This window comes from Helicobacter trogontum (assembly GCF_000765905.2).
GTDB lineage: Bacteria > Campylobacterota > Campylobacteria > Campylobacterales > Helicobacteraceae > Helicobacter_A > Helicobacter_A trogontum.
The window spans coordinates 1-14499 of record NZ_JRPL02000033.1; the positions used below are offsets into that span (position 1 = coordinate 1).

15 protein-coding genes are annotated in these 14499 nt (G+C 31.3%); all 15 read left to right on the plus strand.

What is annotated here, in order from left to right:
- On the plus strand, window positions 1-685 hold a 685-nt coding region (locus tag LS81_RS09490), incomplete at its 5' end, for a TraG/VirB4 family ATPase (RefSeq protein WP_473806613.1).
- A 95-nt stretch (window positions 686-780) separates the two neighbouring features.
- A complete protein-coding gene (locus LS81_RS09495) occupies window positions 781-1518 on the plus strand; it encodes a type IV secretion system protein (RefSeq protein WP_034348011.1) in 738 nt (245 codons plus the stop codon).
- A gap of 2 nt (window positions 1519-1520) precedes the next feature.
- On the plus strand, window positions 1521-2528 hold the full coding sequence (locus tag LS81_RS09500; protein ID WP_104696477.1) for a TrbL/VirB6 family protein: 1008 nt from the start codon (window positions 1521-1523) through the stop codon (window positions 2526-2528).
- Entirely contained in the window at window positions 2521-2679 is a 159-nt protein-coding gene (locus tag LS81_RS11365; protein WP_158659057.1) for a hypothetical protein, read from the plus strand. Before LS81_RS09500 ends, LS81_RS11365 begins: the two co-directional genes overlap by 8 nt.
- Window positions 2672-3340, plus strand: a complete 669-nt coding sequence (locus LS81_RS09505; protein ID WP_034347798.1) for a VirB8 family type IV secretion system protein — start codon at window positions 2672-2674, stop codon at window positions 3338-3340. Before LS81_RS11365 ends, LS81_RS09505 begins: the two co-directional genes overlap by 8 nt.
- Window positions 3337-4239 carry a P-type conjugative transfer protein VirB9 gene (gene virB9, locus LS81_RS09510; protein WP_034347799.1) on the plus strand — a complete coding sequence of 301 codons (903 nt, stop codon included), beginning with the start codon at window positions 3337-3339 and terminating at the stop codon, window positions 4237-4239. The genes LS81_RS09505 and virB9 overlap by 4 nt, the downstream gene beginning before the upstream one ends.
- Window positions 4239-5408 carry a type IV secretion system protein VirB10 gene (virB10, locus tag LS81_RS09515; RefSeq protein WP_034347800.1) on the plus strand — a complete coding sequence of 390 codons (1170 nt, stop codon included), beginning with the start codon at window positions 4239-4241 and terminating at the stop codon, window positions 5406-5408. The genes virB9 and virB10 overlap by 1 nt, the downstream gene beginning before the upstream one ends.
- Window positions 5408-6406, plus strand: a complete 999-nt coding sequence (gene virB11, locus LS81_RS09520; RefSeq protein WP_034347801.1) for a P-type DNA transfer ATPase VirB11 — start codon at window positions 5408-5410, stop codon at window positions 6404-6406. The genes virB10 and virB11 overlap by 1 nt, the downstream gene beginning before the upstream one ends.
- A complete protein-coding gene (locus LS81_RS09525) occupies window positions 6399-7007 on the plus strand; it encodes a hypothetical protein (RefSeq protein WP_104696478.1) in 609 nt (202 codons plus the stop codon). Before virB11 ends, LS81_RS09525 begins: the two co-directional genes overlap by 8 nt.
- Window positions 7004-8800 carry a type IV secretory system conjugative DNA transfer family protein gene (locus tag LS81_RS09530; protein WP_034347813.1) on the plus strand — a complete coding sequence of 599 codons (1797 nt, stop codon included), beginning with the start codon at window positions 7004-7006 and terminating at the stop codon, window positions 8798-8800. The genes LS81_RS09525 and LS81_RS09530 overlap by 4 nt, the downstream gene beginning before the upstream one ends.
- Window positions 8801-8802: 2 nt before the next feature.
- Window positions 8803-9234 (plus strand): cag pathogenicity island Cag12 family protein, encoded by a 432-nt coding sequence (locus tag LS81_RS09535; RefSeq protein ID WP_052096653.1) that lies wholly within the window; start codon window positions 8803-8805, stop codon window positions 9232-9234.
- 8 nt (window positions 9235-9242) lie between these two features.
- The gene (locus LS81_RS09540; RefSeq protein WP_034347811.1) at window positions 9243-10256 is read left to right on the plus strand and encodes a hypothetical protein; all 1014 of its coding nucleotides are present in this window, start codon (window positions 9243-9245) and stop codon (window positions 10254-10256) included.
- 68 nt (window positions 10257-10324) lie between these two features.
- The gene (locus LS81_RS09545; protein WP_034347809.1) at window positions 10325-10966 is read left to right on the plus strand and encodes a hypothetical protein; all 642 of its coding nucleotides are present in this window, start codon (window positions 10325-10327) and stop codon (window positions 10964-10966) included.
- Between the two features lie 198 nt (window positions 10967-11164).
- A complete protein-coding gene (locus LS81_RS09550; protein ID WP_104696479.1) occupies window positions 11165-11767 on the plus strand; it encodes a hypothetical protein in 603 nt (200 codons plus the stop codon).
- A 2-nt stretch (window positions 11768-11769) separates the two neighbouring features.
- Window positions 11770-13710 (plus strand): DNA topoisomerase, encoded by a 1941-nt coding sequence (locus LS81_RS09555; protein WP_052096659.1) that lies wholly within the window; start codon window positions 11770-11772, stop codon window positions 13708-13710.
- The last annotated feature ends 789 nt before the right edge of the window (window positions 13711-14499 follow it).

Below are 14499 nucleotides of genomic sequence, written 5' to 3' on the forward strand. Positions count from 1 at the left end.
TTCATTAAAATCAAGGCTTAGTGCGTTTCAAAGAGGAAAACAATTTGGTTGGGTTTTTGATAATGAAAAGGATATTTTAGATTTTCCAGACAATACTCATCTCTTCGGTATAGATGGCACAGAATTTTTAGATGATAAAGATGTTTCTGCCATTCTTTGTTACTTTATTCTTTGGCGTGTTATGAACCTAGCTGATGGAAGAAGATTGGTTATTGATATTGATGAGGCTTGGAAATGGCTAGAAAATGATGTAGTAGCCCAAGAGGTAAAAAATAAGTTTAAAACCATTAGAAAACAAAATGGAATATTGCGACTTGGTACACAAAGCGTCGAAGACTTTTTAAAGTTACCTATTGCAAAAACTCTTATTGAACAATCTGCTACAAAAATATTCTTAGCAAATCCACAAGCACAAGAAGATGATTATGTTAAGGGTTTAAATCTTAGCGTAGAAGAATATGAAGTTATTAGAGACTTTGATCCCACAAAAAGACAATTTCTTATTAAGCGACAAGATGAACAAGTGATTTGCACTCTTGATTTAAGATCACTGGGTAATCATAATCTAAGAATTCTTTCAACAGGAAGTAAGGATATTGAAATAATTGATTCAATCTTTCAGCAGGATATTCCATTAGAGGTAAAAATAAGACAATTGCAAACTTATTATAAGGAGGAAGCATGAAACATCAAGTAAGCAAAAGAACAAATTGCATTTATTGCAAAACGCAATCAAAGCCCTAAACATTCTCATGATATTAAACTCAATAAGGAGCGTTAATGCAAAAGAAATTTTTTACCAAGTTTATTGTTAGTTCAGCTTTAAGTATGTCTATTTTGTTTGCTACAGGTCTTCCTGTTGTTGATGTTGCATCCAACACGCAAGATTTAGCACAAAATATTCAAACTGCACTTACTTGGGCCAAAGAAGCAAAAAGGTGGATTGATACGCTTGATCATTATAAGAATCAAATTACAGCCTATAAAGATCAATTACAAACAGTTACAGGCGTTACAGACTTTTTACAATCTGTGCAAACTGCTAATAATATGTATCAAGACTTAAATAGCGATATGAAGCGTTATCAAGATATGGCAAATAATCCATCACAGAATCCTCAAAATTACATGAGTGATACAGCAAAAGCAAATTTAAAGGCACAAACACTTTATGATCAATGCAATTATTCGTGGCAAACAGATAAAGAAAAGCAAATTTGTAGGCAAAATCTAGCTTCTGCTGTAAGTAAACAAGCTAGTTATAATACCATCCTTGCTAGTATCAACAAAAATCAAGGTAAACTCGAGAAATTACAAAAAGAACTTAAACAGACAACCGATGAGAAACGATCGCAAGATATTATCGGTGAAATTCAAGCCACAACAGCAGAATCACAACAAATTATTGCACAAGCCCAAACTATGCTGCAACTAGAGGAAATAAATAGAAATATAGCAAAAGAACAAGGGCGACAACTCTACCAAAAAGCTTTAGATAACACAAAAGCAGGATTCTAGTTATGTCAGAATCAGTAGTCTTTCAAAACTTAGGAGAATCCATTCAATCTGTGCTTGATGTAATGAAACAAGCCTCTATGAGTCCGCAAGTCTCTCAACTTATGACTCTAATTTCTATGAGTATTACAATCATGATTATGATAAAGGGGTATGCAATCCTAGCTGGAAAAACCCAAAATCCTCTAAGAGAACTCTTATGGGATATGACTATTAAGGCAATAATCATTTGTTTTTGTCTTAATCTGAATAACTGGCTTACACTTGTTATTGATGCTTTAAATGGAATCTATGAATGGGCTGGTGGAGGCACAACACTCTATGTAAAACTTGATGATATGTTTGCAAAAGTGCTTGACTTAAATGCACAGATTTGGCAAATGCAGTCTGGATTACTTGGTGAAGATGGTGCTATTGTGGGTGTAATTAGCAGTTTGCTTGTCTTTCTTGGATTTGGGGTTGGTGCGGTTTCAACCCTTATTGTGCTAGTGATTACTTCATTTTCTCAAACCTTGCTTGTAGCACTTGCTCCACTTATGTTTTTTTGCTTATTTTATGGATTCTTGCGAAATACTTTTAATCAATGGATTAATTTATTGCTCAATAACACTTTAACAATATTGCTAGTAAGTATGTTTTTTAATTCTGTGTTAAGTGAATTACAAACAAAAATTATTGCACTAACTGCAAAAGCAGAACATAATTTATTACTTGTTGGTATGCAAATCTTACTTGCTGGATTATTGCTTGGTGTGCTCTCTGGCATTGCTTCAAAGATTGCTCAACAATTAGCACAAGTATCGCTTGAAAATGTTATGAGTAGCGGTGCTACGCAAATGGCTACAATGGCTGGAGGTGCAACTGGATTTATACTTGGTAAAACAATGAATGCTGCTCCTGTTAATATTGCTAAGGGTGCTGCTGGATTTATGGCAAATAAAGCACTGCATTATGCTAGTAAAAAGGCATTTGGCGGTGCAAAAGATTTATTAAAAAAGGCTAGAAATGAATAGAACAATATTTTTAATACTTGGTATCTTCTTATTTTGTGGATGTGCAAAACAAAATATGAGTGATAAAGACTTTAATGCAATTTTTTCCAAAGAAAGTCATTGGCAATCCCTCAATCAAGAGCATATTATAAAAGAGTTAGACAATGAATAAAGAAACACATTACAATGAAGCATTAAGCTATGAAGCAAGTATGCGTTATATGATAGAACAAAGCAATAAAAGAGCATGGCTTATTGCTTTTATTGGCATAGCACTAAGTTTTTTATCTGTTATTGCCCTTGTGTTGTTAGTCCCATTAAAAACAGTGCAACCATATGTTATTCGTGTGGATAATACAACAGGTATGGTGGACATTATTACTGCACTAAAGAAAGAAGATATAACAGGTAATGAAGCATTAGATAAATATTTTATTAGCGAATATGTCAAAAAAAGAGAGGGTTATTACTATGATATGTTAAATAGTGATTATGTTACCACACAGCTTTTATCAAGCGATAAGGTAGCACAAGAATACAGGGCAATCTATGAGGGAGAAAATGCGAGGGATAAGATTTTTAAAAATACCATTGAGGTAAAAGCAAATATCTTAAGTATTACTTTAGGTGAGAGTGCTGGAGTAAAAACTTCAACCATTCGTATTCAAACCACTACAACAAATCAAACCTCAAAACTTAAGACAGAATCCGTAAAGATTGTAACGCTAAGCTATGACTACTATCCAAATGATGCAAAAGAAAGCGTAAGGTTAGCAAACCCACTTGGTTTTAAAGTTTTAACCTATCGTGTTGATAATGAGGTGCAAAAATGATAAAACGAGCTCTTACTTTTTGTTTTTTTGGCGTATTTAATAGTGTATTGGCTATCAATATTCCTGAAAAATCATCATTTGATCCGCGTATTACCTATGCTACTTACAATGCCCATGATGTCTTTAGGGTTATTGCAAGAAATGGCTATGTAAGTGTCCTAGAATTTGGAAGTGATGAAAAGATTATAAATACTGCAACTGGTTTTAGTGATGGTTGGGATTTAGTGCAAAAGGGTAATTTGTTGTTTATTAAGCCTAAAGCATATGTTACAAAGTTAGTATATGAGAATCAAAATGTTGATGGAACTTCTAATAATGTGAGTAAGGAATATGTGATTGATCCTACTCCAAAGACTTGGAAAACTAATCTCATTGTTATTACTAATCTTAATAGCTATGTTTTTGATTTACTTTTAAGTAATAGAGATACAACCTATAAATTAACTTTTTCTTACCCAGAAAAAGAATTAAACGCCATAAAAAAGCAATATGAGAAAATAGAAAAGCAAACTAAGCAAAAGGTTACACAAGATAAACTTAATCAAACAACCATTCCTAGAAATTGGAATTTCTATATGAAGGTCAATAAAGGGAGCGAAGATATTGTCCCCAACTTTGCCTATGATGACGGAGTCTTTACTTATCTTGGTTTTGATAATACAAAAACTTTCCCATCTGTCTTTTTATATGAAAACAAGAAAGAAAGTATTTTAAATACACATGTAAAGAAAATAGGCAATTATGATGTGTTGGTTATTCATAAAATTGCTAGGCAAATCTTACTTAGGAGTGGAGACAAAGTTGTTGGAATCTTTAATGGTGGTTATGCAAAAAATCCTTTAGCAAAAACTAGAGAAACTTCAAATGAAGATGTTATACGAGAAATCAAAGGAAAATAATGCAGGAAAAAGAGCAAGAAATCTATAATGATGATAAACGCATAGAGCTTGAAGAACAAAGCATTAATACAAAAAGACTCCAAGTCTATGCTATTATGGGATTATGTGCCCTTGTATTAGTGTTGCTTGGAATCTATTTTATTAATCCATTTAAAAAAGAACCAAAAGAAGAGATAAAAGAACCAACGAATATAGAATCAAGTGTGAAAGAAAAAACATTTGAAATACCAAAAGAAGAAACATTGGCAGACATTTTAGAGAAAAATCCAGATCCTACACCACAATTAAACACACAACAATCACTCCCTATGTTAGCAATGGATCCAAAACCAAATGTGCCAAGAATCGTAAAGGGGCAGACAAGCTCCTTAATTGCAACAGAGCAATCAGCACAAACACAGCAAAATCATTATGATCAATCCTATAAAAGCGAACATGAAACAATTGATAGAGCACAAAATTATATTAATCAGCTTATGGAAAGAAATCCAAATAATACCAATATACAACAAAATAATTCAACACGTGAATCTGATAGCTATCATGGTGAGGTCTATACTCCAACTGCTGCAAATATAGGAGCATTTGATGAAAATCTTTTATTGCCAAAAGGCACTTATATTGGTTGTTCTTTAAAAACAAAAATCATTAGTGAAGTTAAGGGTGGTATCGCATGTACTATTTCAAATGATGTGTATTCTGCAAATGGCAATATTTTACTCATTGAAAAAGGAAGCACTGTTACAGGACAATTTAAAAGTGGTCAAATAGATGATGGTGTTAATAGACTCTTTGTTATTTGGCAGGAGGTTAGAACCCCAAATAATGTTGTTATCCCAATGGATAGCGGTGGTAGCGATGCATTAGGGGCAAGTGGTATTAGTGGCTATATTGATAATCACTATATTAAGCGATTTGGATCTGCTATTTTACTTTCTGTTATTGATGATTCATTGTTATTGCTCTCAAATAGTCTTGGCAATAATACAGGCTATGGAATCTATGCACAGGGTGCAAGAGAGACAAGTAATAACATTGCTAATACAACATTGCAAAAAATGATTAATATCAAACCCACACTCTATAAGAATCAAGGTGATATTGTAGGTATTTATGTCAATCGAGATATTGATTTTAGTAAAGTTTATACACTAAGGAATATACACTAATGTCTGTTTCATTGCAAAAATATGTTAATTCCTTTTTTAAAGAGTTGTTAGATGATAGTGATATTAATGAAATTGCATATAATGGTGATGATAAGCTTTGGTATCAAAATACAAAAGGTATTTGGGAATATACTGCAAGTGGGAGGCTAGATTTTGAAGGTGCAAGTGCCTTTGCACAAGCGAGTGCTGCATTTAAAGATGACAAAATAGACAACACAAAACCTATTTTATCATGCATTCTTACCACAGGTGAGCGTGTCCAAATCGTTATGCCAAGTGCTACCAAAAAAGATCATATCTCAATTACGATTAGAAAACCAAGCACAAAACGCTACACTACAAAAGACTATAAAGATATGGGATTTTTTAATCATATCGTGCATGAGAATGAAAAACAAATAACACCTCGTGACAAAGAGCTTCTACATCACTACCATAATAATGAATGGGAATCTTTTATTACAAAAGCTGTAAGTTATGGGAAAAATGTAGTTATTAGCGGTGGCACAGGAAGCGGTAAAACAACTTTTATGAAAACACTCATTGATTATATTAGCACAGATGATCGCATTATTACCATTGAAGATGTAGAAGAAATTGTGTTTTACGAACACAAGAATTTTGTACAACTTTTTTATCCAAGTGAAGCCAAAGAAGGTGATCCAATCACTTCAGCAACTTTGCTTAAATCTTGTTTGCGAATGAAACCAGATAGAATCCTTTTAGCGGAGCTTAGAGGGGCTGAAACTTATAATTTTATCAATGTATTAAGCAGTGGACATGGAGGAAGTATTACAAGTTGCCATGCAGGAAGCACACAAGAAACATTTAAACGCCTAGCTTTAATGTGTTTGCAAAACAAACAAGGGCAGTGCGTACCATTTGAAATATTGCAAAACAATCTAAGAGATCTTATTGATGTTGTGGTGCATGTTGTAGCACATGGAGGAAAAAGACATATTAGTGATGTCTATTTCAAGGGGGCATACAATGAATAATAATTCAAAAACACTTGAAATATTTGAACTCTGTGAAAGATTGAGTGAGTTATTAGGAGATAAAGAAGCTATTGCAGATTTACAAAAATTATATGACAGACACCCTGAAATGTTTGATAGCATGAAAGATGTTTCTCATACAATCGAGGAGGTTGTAAGTAATCCTGAAATAATTGCAAAAAATCGTAAGGCTAGAAATGAAAAAGATTTCATTGTTGCGAAAAGACTAAATGAGAGGAAAATGGCTGATGTAGGTATCAGAAACGATAGTGGTGTAAATGTAATTTTTCATGCAAATAAAAAACACATTAAGAAATTTAATAAAATGAAGGAAGAAAAGCAGATGTTGGTGGAGGCGTCATCTGCAAAAGCAGCACCCACAAGGTCAGACCATTACGCTAGTAACTCAAACGAATTACCTAAGTGCCATGAGGCACCTTCAACATCCATTACTACTATATCACAAAATTCCAAACATACTGCAGAACCAACAACAAATAAGCTTGATTTTACGCAAAAAGCTATTGAGTTTATCAAGACAAATCAATCATCACATAACAGAGTTAAACCATCTCATACCAAAGATAAGGATAGATCATGAAGATTACAAAAGCTCAAATATTCTTTCTTATTATATTAGCCTTACTGCTAAGTTATTTTCTTACTCCAATTTTACTCTTTGTACTTAATAAAATACCACCCATGCAAGCCTTAAAGTTATGGAGCTTAGATTTAACGATTAAAGCCTTACAATATCGCTTTCCTTATGCTTATAGTGCTTTTGGAATATCTTGTCTTTTTAGCACTTGTGTAGTTGCTATTGTGCCATTTATAAAAAAGAAACAATCCTTGTTTGGTAATGCAAGATTTGCTAATATAAGTGATATAAGGAAAATGAATCTCTATGGCGAAAAGGGGATTATTATTGGTAAGCACAATAATAAATTACTGCGATTTGGAGGGCAACAATTTGTAGCACTTGGAGCACCGACTAGAAGTGGTAAGGGCGTGGGTATTGTTATCCCTAATCTTTTAGAATGGAATGAATCTGCGGTGGTGCAAGACATAAAGCAAGAATGCTTTGATTACACAAGTAAATATAGAGAAAAAGTTTTACAACAAGAAGTTTTCTTATTCAATCCATTTTCAAGAAAAACACACCGCTATAATCCATTAACTTATATTGATATGAGCAATGAGACAACATGCGATAATGAGCTTATGGATTTTGCAAATATTTTATATCCAATTATTGGTGATGAAACCACAAAATTCTTTAACCAACATGCCCAAAACCTTTTTATTGCTTTGTGTTATCTTTGGAAAGATTTAACCCTGACTAATTTAGGACAACAATTTTGTGAACAATTTGATATAAAAACTGAATTTAGTTTGTATGGAATCTTGCAATTAAGTAAGGGATTTCGCATAAAAGTTATAATAAATGAAAAAGAAGAAGAAATTACAGATCTAGAACCAAGTATTGAATTTCTTAAATCTTGTGATATTTTAAGTGAAATTACTATACGCAGACTACAAACCTATCAAAATATTACTTCAGATAATACAAAATCTGGAATTGTTGGGAGTTTTAATGCACCATTAACAGCATTTGAAAGCGAAACACTACGATATGCCACACAAACAAGTGATTTTGATTTAAGAGATTTGCGTAAAAAGAAAATGACAATTTATGTTGGTATTACGCCTGATCAGCTTACAAATGCTAAACTCATTCTTAATATATTTTGGTCGCAACTTATTCTTGTTAATACAAAAGAATTGCCACAGAAAAATAAAGACTTAAAATATACTTGTTTGTTAGTTATGGACGAATTCACAGCTCCAGGACAAATTCAAATCTTACAAACTTCAGTAAGCTTTATTGCTGGATATAACCTTCGATTGCTTACAATCTATCAGTCTTTAAGTCAATTACAAACACCGCCACCATTAGGATATGGCAAAGAAGGAGCAAAAACACTATTGACAAACCATGCGTGTCAAATTTTTTATGCACCTAGAGAAATAGAAGACGCTGAAGCTATTTCAAAAATTTTAGGAAACACCACAGTCAAACAAACTTCTAGAAGCTCAAATTCAAGTGCAAGTGGTGGTAGCAGTGGGAGAAGCATTAGCGAAACTCATAGGGCTCTAATGTTACCACAAGAATTAAGGGAAATGCCCTTTGAAAATGAACTTATTACTATAGATAGTGGTAAACCAATTCAATGTCAAAAATCTATCTATTATAGTGATAAATATTTTATGAACAAGTTTAAATCTATTTCACCAAGTCTGGCACGTATTAAAGGCATACCTGATAGAAAAGCCTTTGAACATGCTATTCTCAATGGAGAAATGGCAATTTCAATTCAAATAATAGGAGAATAAATATGAAGCATATTATAACATTAGCTTGTGTATCAACACTCATTGCATTAGTGGGTTGTAATCCAAAGCCAAAACGATTAGACAATAATTCAGCCTTAACAATTAACAATCGTCTGTTAGAAATGCAATACAACTTTGTCCCAAAAGATCCATTTCTTGGAAATTCTGATTGGACATATCATATTGTTGTAACAAAAATAAATGGCGAGTATTTACGCAATGATGAAGTCTTAAAAACCTTTTTATTAGCACATAATGCGGATAAAATTATTCTTGTTGGAGCAAAAGATCTCATCCAAGAATATAAGCATTATTTTAAACAACATCAAGTTACAGCGATTATAGAAATGCAGCCCGTTTCACCAGTGCCAGAGGACTTAGATAAAGTTAATATTTTATTCTTTCATAAGAATTTGGATAGCTTTATGCAATAAGGATTCTTATGGATAATGGATTAAATTTATTATTTGATATAACACAGGCAACTCCAAAAGAAGAGCATGATCTTAATGATGAACACACCATTATAAACGACAAACAAGGTGATAATGAAAGTGGATTAGAAAAAGATAGCAACGCTTTTATTCAATCAATCATTAAAGAAGCGGATGAAGCTATTCCAGATTCTATTCAAAATTATTCATCACTTATGCAAATCCAAGAAGACATCTTTGATTCTATGTTGAAAAAAATAGAAATGGGTAAGGTAAATGAACCAGGCAGTTATGATAATGCAACAATTGGCATTTTTAAAGACTTAGAAGAAGAATACTATAAAGCAAAAAAGAATTGGGATTGTTTTATACAATTCTTTCATGCACCCTTAAATAAAGATGATATGCAATTTATTAATACCTTAAAGATTATGAATGTATTAATTGAAAAGATACAGGTTTTTTCTATGCAATCTAAGGAGCTTGATGATTATGTCTCAGATATTCAAGAAAGCCTTGATAAGATTAATAGCAATAATGGTAGGTTAGCACAATTGGATGATACCATGAAAGAATTTTGTGAATATACAACAAATCAACTGCATGGTGAAGCAAGGAGAATACAAGAACAATTTTGTTCCACCCTAGAACAAACCTTGCAACATAAAATTACGCATTATGATAATTTTTTAACACATTTTATTAATAAAGAGGGTGAAAAAATAAAAGAATTATCAGATATTGCAACAGATATTACAAAGAATACGAAAAAGATTCTTATCTTAGTTGCCATTATCTTTGCAATTTTTGGAACAAGTCTTGGGGCTTTAAGTGTTGCTCTTTATACAAAATACAAGCAATTTCAAGCATTAGATTCTAATTTAACATTCTTTAGCAAAAAATTACATAACATCAATATTACAAGAAATGACAATACTATAACAATTAAGGCACCAAAACAAGATATACAAACCACCACAAAAGATAATTACTTTTACTTAACAATAGGAGGTGTAAAGTGAAAATTTAATTATTCCATAGATACCACAGAGTTGAAGCACGTTAAATAATCATAAGAAAAGGAGACAATATGGCATTTGTAAAATTAACGCAGGAAAAAAATCCTAAACTTGCTATTCAAACCAATACAAGTTTAAATTATAAGGATAAAGATGGCAATATAAAACAAAGAAAGCCTGAAACAGCTTTATTAGAGAGCATTAAAGAGGCTGGAAAGGTTGCGGCAATGGAACAAGGCACTGTAACACTCAGTGCTGCTATCAATGGGGAATGGAAAAATTACTTTGTTAATCGTATGCAGGATTATTCTATTCGTTTAATACCAACAGATGATTCAAAAAATAAAGACAAAATTATTTATGTCAATTCATTTAAAACAGAGGAAGGAAAATATTTCTATGCCATTAATACAAAACAAGAGGCAGGAAAGACATTTGTAGAAGGACTTGAAACAAATACAAGTAAAGATGGACAATCTAGCTATATTAAGGCAAATATACGCCTCTCAAATGAGAATATTAAACAAGATCTTTTAAATAAAGGCGAACAAGCAAAAGATTATGTAGCTATTGTGAGTAAAGATGGTTTTCATGTTGTATTGGAAAAAGATTTAACCCATCAATTACAAAAAGATCAAGCCAAACACGTACAACAAGACATGCAAAGTGAAAAAGTATCTACTAAAAAACAAGATAAGGGTATGGAGCGATAAAAAAATTCGTATTCTATCTTAAAAAAGATACAACAATAAGATAAAGGATAGCATATATAATACATATATTACACACTTAATATATGTATATTAACAATTAATAACATATATATTAAATATTTATTATATAAACAATAATCATACATTAATCTAACGATTGAATTTGATTGTAATTCTAAAATAGGTTAAAGGTTATATATGAATAACAATTCAAAAACACTTGAAATATTTGAACTCTGTGAAAGATTGAGTGAGTTATTAGGAGATAAAGAAGCTATTGCGGATTTAAAAAAATTATATGATAAACACCCTGAAATGTTTGAGAATATGAAAGATGTTTCTCATACAATCAAAGAAGTTGTAAGTAATCCTGAAATTATTGTTAATGCAAAAAGAGAAAATGCGATTCTTGCAGTAAAAAGCTTCGAAAATCAAAATAAAATGGGTGAGGTGGCTATAGAGAATGATAATGGCACAAATATAATTTTTCATGCTAACAAAAAAAGGCTTTCAGAAATAAAGAAAGTAACAAGGCAAGTATTGGTGGAGACGCCATCTGCAAAAGCAGCACCCACATGGTTAGACCGTTGCGCTAGTAACTCCAATGAATTACCTAAGTGTCAAGAGACACATTCAATACCTGCTTCAAGTACTTTAGCACAAAATTCCAAACATACTGCAGAATCAACAACAAATAAGCTTGATTTTACACAAAAAGCTATTGAGTTTATCAATAAGCAACAAACAAAGTATGAATCTAAGACAATACAGCAAACACACGCAAAAAATCAAGGGAGATAACGATGAGATTATTTATAGCAGAAAAACCAGAATTAGCAAGAGCAATTGCAAGTGCACTTAATGGAAATGAGAAAAAAGCTAAAGGTTATATCATAAAAGGAGATAATATTATTACTTGGGCATTTGGGCATATACTTGAATTAGCACAGCCTCATATTTATGATTCTAAATATGAGCAATGGGATATTAATGATTTACCACTTAAGATTGTAGATTTTATCTATGTGCCCAAACAAGATTGTAAAGAGCAGTTGAAGATTATTTGTAATCTTATTCAAAGTAAAGATACAACAAGCATTATTCATTGCGGGGATGCTGATGATGAAGGACAAATTTTAATAGATGAAATACTAGACTACTCCAAAAATAAAAAGCCTGTCTTTAGAGTATTAATTAATGATATTACACCAAAAGCAATCCAACACGAAATTGCAAAAATGCTTCCTAATGACAATTTTAAAGGTATGAGTGAAAGAGGATTTGCAAGAAGTCAAGCTGATTATCTTGTAGGAATTAATCTGACAAGAGCCTATACTTGTCTAGCAAGGCAAAATGGATATAAAGGAAAAAGCCCTATTAGCTTAGGTAGAGTGCAAACACCAATTCTAGGTTTAATAGTAAGCAGGGATACTATGCAAGAAACATTTCAATCAATTGATTATTTTACACTTGATGCTACTTTTACAATAAATAATATAACCTTACAAGCCTCACTCAAAACAAAAGAAAAAATAATGCTAAAAGATACAATAGAAATAATTTCTAATGAATGCAATAAGAAAGAGTTTAACTACAGCATTCTTAAGGAAAACAAAAAAGAATATCCGCCTCTACCTTATAATCTCTTAATACTACAGGCAGAATGTGCTAAGAATCTTGGACTAAAACCAGATGAAGTATTAAGCATTACACAACGCTTACGAGAACAATATCAACTTATTACCTACAATAGAAGTGATTGTCAATATCTACCAGAAACAAAATTTGATGAGGCAAAAGATATTATAAAATCTATTGGAGAAAACATCTCTAGCAATGAATTTAACAATTTGATACAACATGCTGACTTGAGCATTAAAAGCAAAGCTTTTAATGATTCAAATCTATCAGCACATTATGGCATTATCCCTACAACAGCTACAGCTGATTTCACTAAATTACAACATTTAGAAAAAATTATCTATGAGATGATAGCAAAAAGATTTTTATGTCAATTCTACCCACCAAAAGAATACATACACACACAAATAACACTAACATATAAAGACTATGAATTTTATGCCTCAAGCAATACAACCCTAAAAGTTGGATATAGTTCTTTTTTTGGAGTAAATCAAAATAATAAACAAACAAATGAAGAAAATACTATCAGCGACAATAATAATGATTTATCAATTATCAAAGAAAATCTAAAAGCAATCTGCACTGGCACAAATATAGAAAAACGACAAACAAAGCCAAAACCACACTATACTATGGAAACACTTTTAAAAGATCTCACAAGTGTAGCAAAATATGTAAGTAATGAACGCATAAGACAACTTCTTATAGAAAGAGATAAGGATAAAAAGGGTGAACATGGTGGCATAGGCACACCTGCCACAAGATCAGAACATATTAAGAAACTTATTGATAGGGGTTATATTGAAGTATCTAACGATAAAAAACAAATCATAAAAGCTACACAAAAAGGTAAAAATTTAATCAATATAGCTCCAAATTCTTTAGTAGCCATAGATTTAACAGCATTATGGTTTGAACAACAAAAAATGATTGAAAATAACGAAATTACAAGATCTCAATTTCTAGAATCAGTGCTAAAACAAATAGAATATGAAATACAAAAAATTCAAACTGATAATAATTTTACAATCCTATCTGATGAAAAAATTAACATGGCATATAAAGCATTAAAACTAAAAAAATATAGGAAGAAGCCATAATGCTTAAAAACTACTTTTTTCATTATTTGTATATTTCCTATAATAAATATGATTCATGTGCAAAAAAATGACAACAGATTAAATAGCATACAATTTCAAATAAGGAGAATAATATGAGAAGAAAATTACATAATATATAAAATAAAATCGTTCGTTTAAATTTGACATATTATAAAATAAAACTGCAAAAAAATCAAGATTAATAATGAAATTTCAATCCCACAAATTTTAAAATGAAAAAAGTAGTTTTTAAGCCGCTTTTTAAAATGAAAAAAGTAGTTTTTAAAATGAAAAAAGTAGTTTTAACACAATTATTGAATTTAAAAACGCCCTATTTAACGATATTTGAGAGTGTTACTTTTTTGCGTAAACAAGATAGTTAAACAAATAATATAGTTAAACAAGAGAAACACACAAAAAAAATCCCAAGAAAAAACTCCAAAAAAGCAAAACTTTTCTCAAAAATAACAAACCAAACAATTTAACTTGAACAAATAAAAAAATAACTTCTTATTTATTTACAAATGTGTTCGCTTTGATCCAGTACTTTTATTACTCAAAAAAGAAACTACAATGCTATCAAAAAGTAGCTTAACAAAATAATTTCTGATATAATTAATCATCACCAAATCAAGCAATAAGGATTCTTTATGAAAACACAAGGGAAAACAAGAATTGCTAAAAAAAATGAAAAAATGGTAGTAACACAAGACAACAAATTTGTCTATGCAAAATACAACATGAGTGCGAATGAAATGAAATTTTTCATGTGGATAGTAGGACAAATAA

Bases quoted from the DNA above. Each gene is read 5' to 3' on its own strand.
- LS81_RS09555 (WP_052096659.1), top strand. From the start codon at position 11,770: ATGAGATTATTTATAGCAGAAAAACCAGAATTAGCAAGAGCAATTGCA.
- LS81_RS09545 (WP_034347809.1), top strand. From the start codon at position 10,325: ATGGCATTTGTAAAATTAACGCAGGAAAAAAATCCTAAACTTGCTATT.
- LS81_RS09550 (WP_104696479.1), top strand. From the start codon at position 11,165: ATGAATAACAATTCAAAAACACTTGAAATATTTGAACTCTGTGAAAGA.
- virB9 (WP_034347799.1), top strand. From the start codon at position 3,337: ATGATAAAACGAGCTCTTACTTTTTGTTTTTTTGGCGTATTTAATAGT.
- LS81_RS09540 (WP_034347811.1), top strand. From the start codon at position 9,243: ATGGATAATGGATTAAATTTATTATTTGATATAACACAGGCAACTCCA.
- LS81_RS09525 (WP_104696478.1), top strand. From the start codon at position 6,399: ATGAATAATAATTCAAAAACACTTGAAATATTTGAACTCTGTGAAAGA.
- LS81_RS09535 (WP_052096653.1), top strand. From the start codon at position 8,803: ATGAAGCATATTATAACATTAGCTTGTGTATCAACACTCATTGCATTA.
- LS81_RS11365 (WP_158659057.1), top strand. From the start codon at position 2,521: ATGAATAGAACAATATTTTTAATACTTGGTATCTTCTTATTTTGTGGA.
- virB10 (WP_034347800.1), top strand. From the start codon at position 4,239: ATGCAGGAAAAAGAGCAAGAAATCTATAATGATGATAAACGCATAGAG.
- virB11 (WP_034347801.1), top strand. From the start codon at position 5,408: ATGTCTGTTTCATTGCAAAAATATGTTAATTCCTTTTTTAAAGAGTTG.
- LS81_RS09495 (WP_034348011.1), top strand. From the start codon at position 781: ATGCAAAAGAAATTTTTTACCAAGTTTATTGTTAGTTCAGCTTTAAGT.
- LS81_RS09500 (WP_104696477.1), top strand. From the start codon at position 1,521: ATGTCAGAATCAGTAGTCTTTCAAAACTTAGGAGAATCCATTCAATCT.
- LS81_RS09505 (WP_034347798.1), top strand. From the start codon at position 2,672: ATGAATAAAGAAACACATTACAATGAAGCATTAAGCTATGAAGCAAGT.
- LS81_RS09530 (WP_034347813.1), top strand. From the start codon at position 7,004: ATGAAGATTACAAAAGCTCAAATATTCTTTCTTATTATATTAGCCTTA.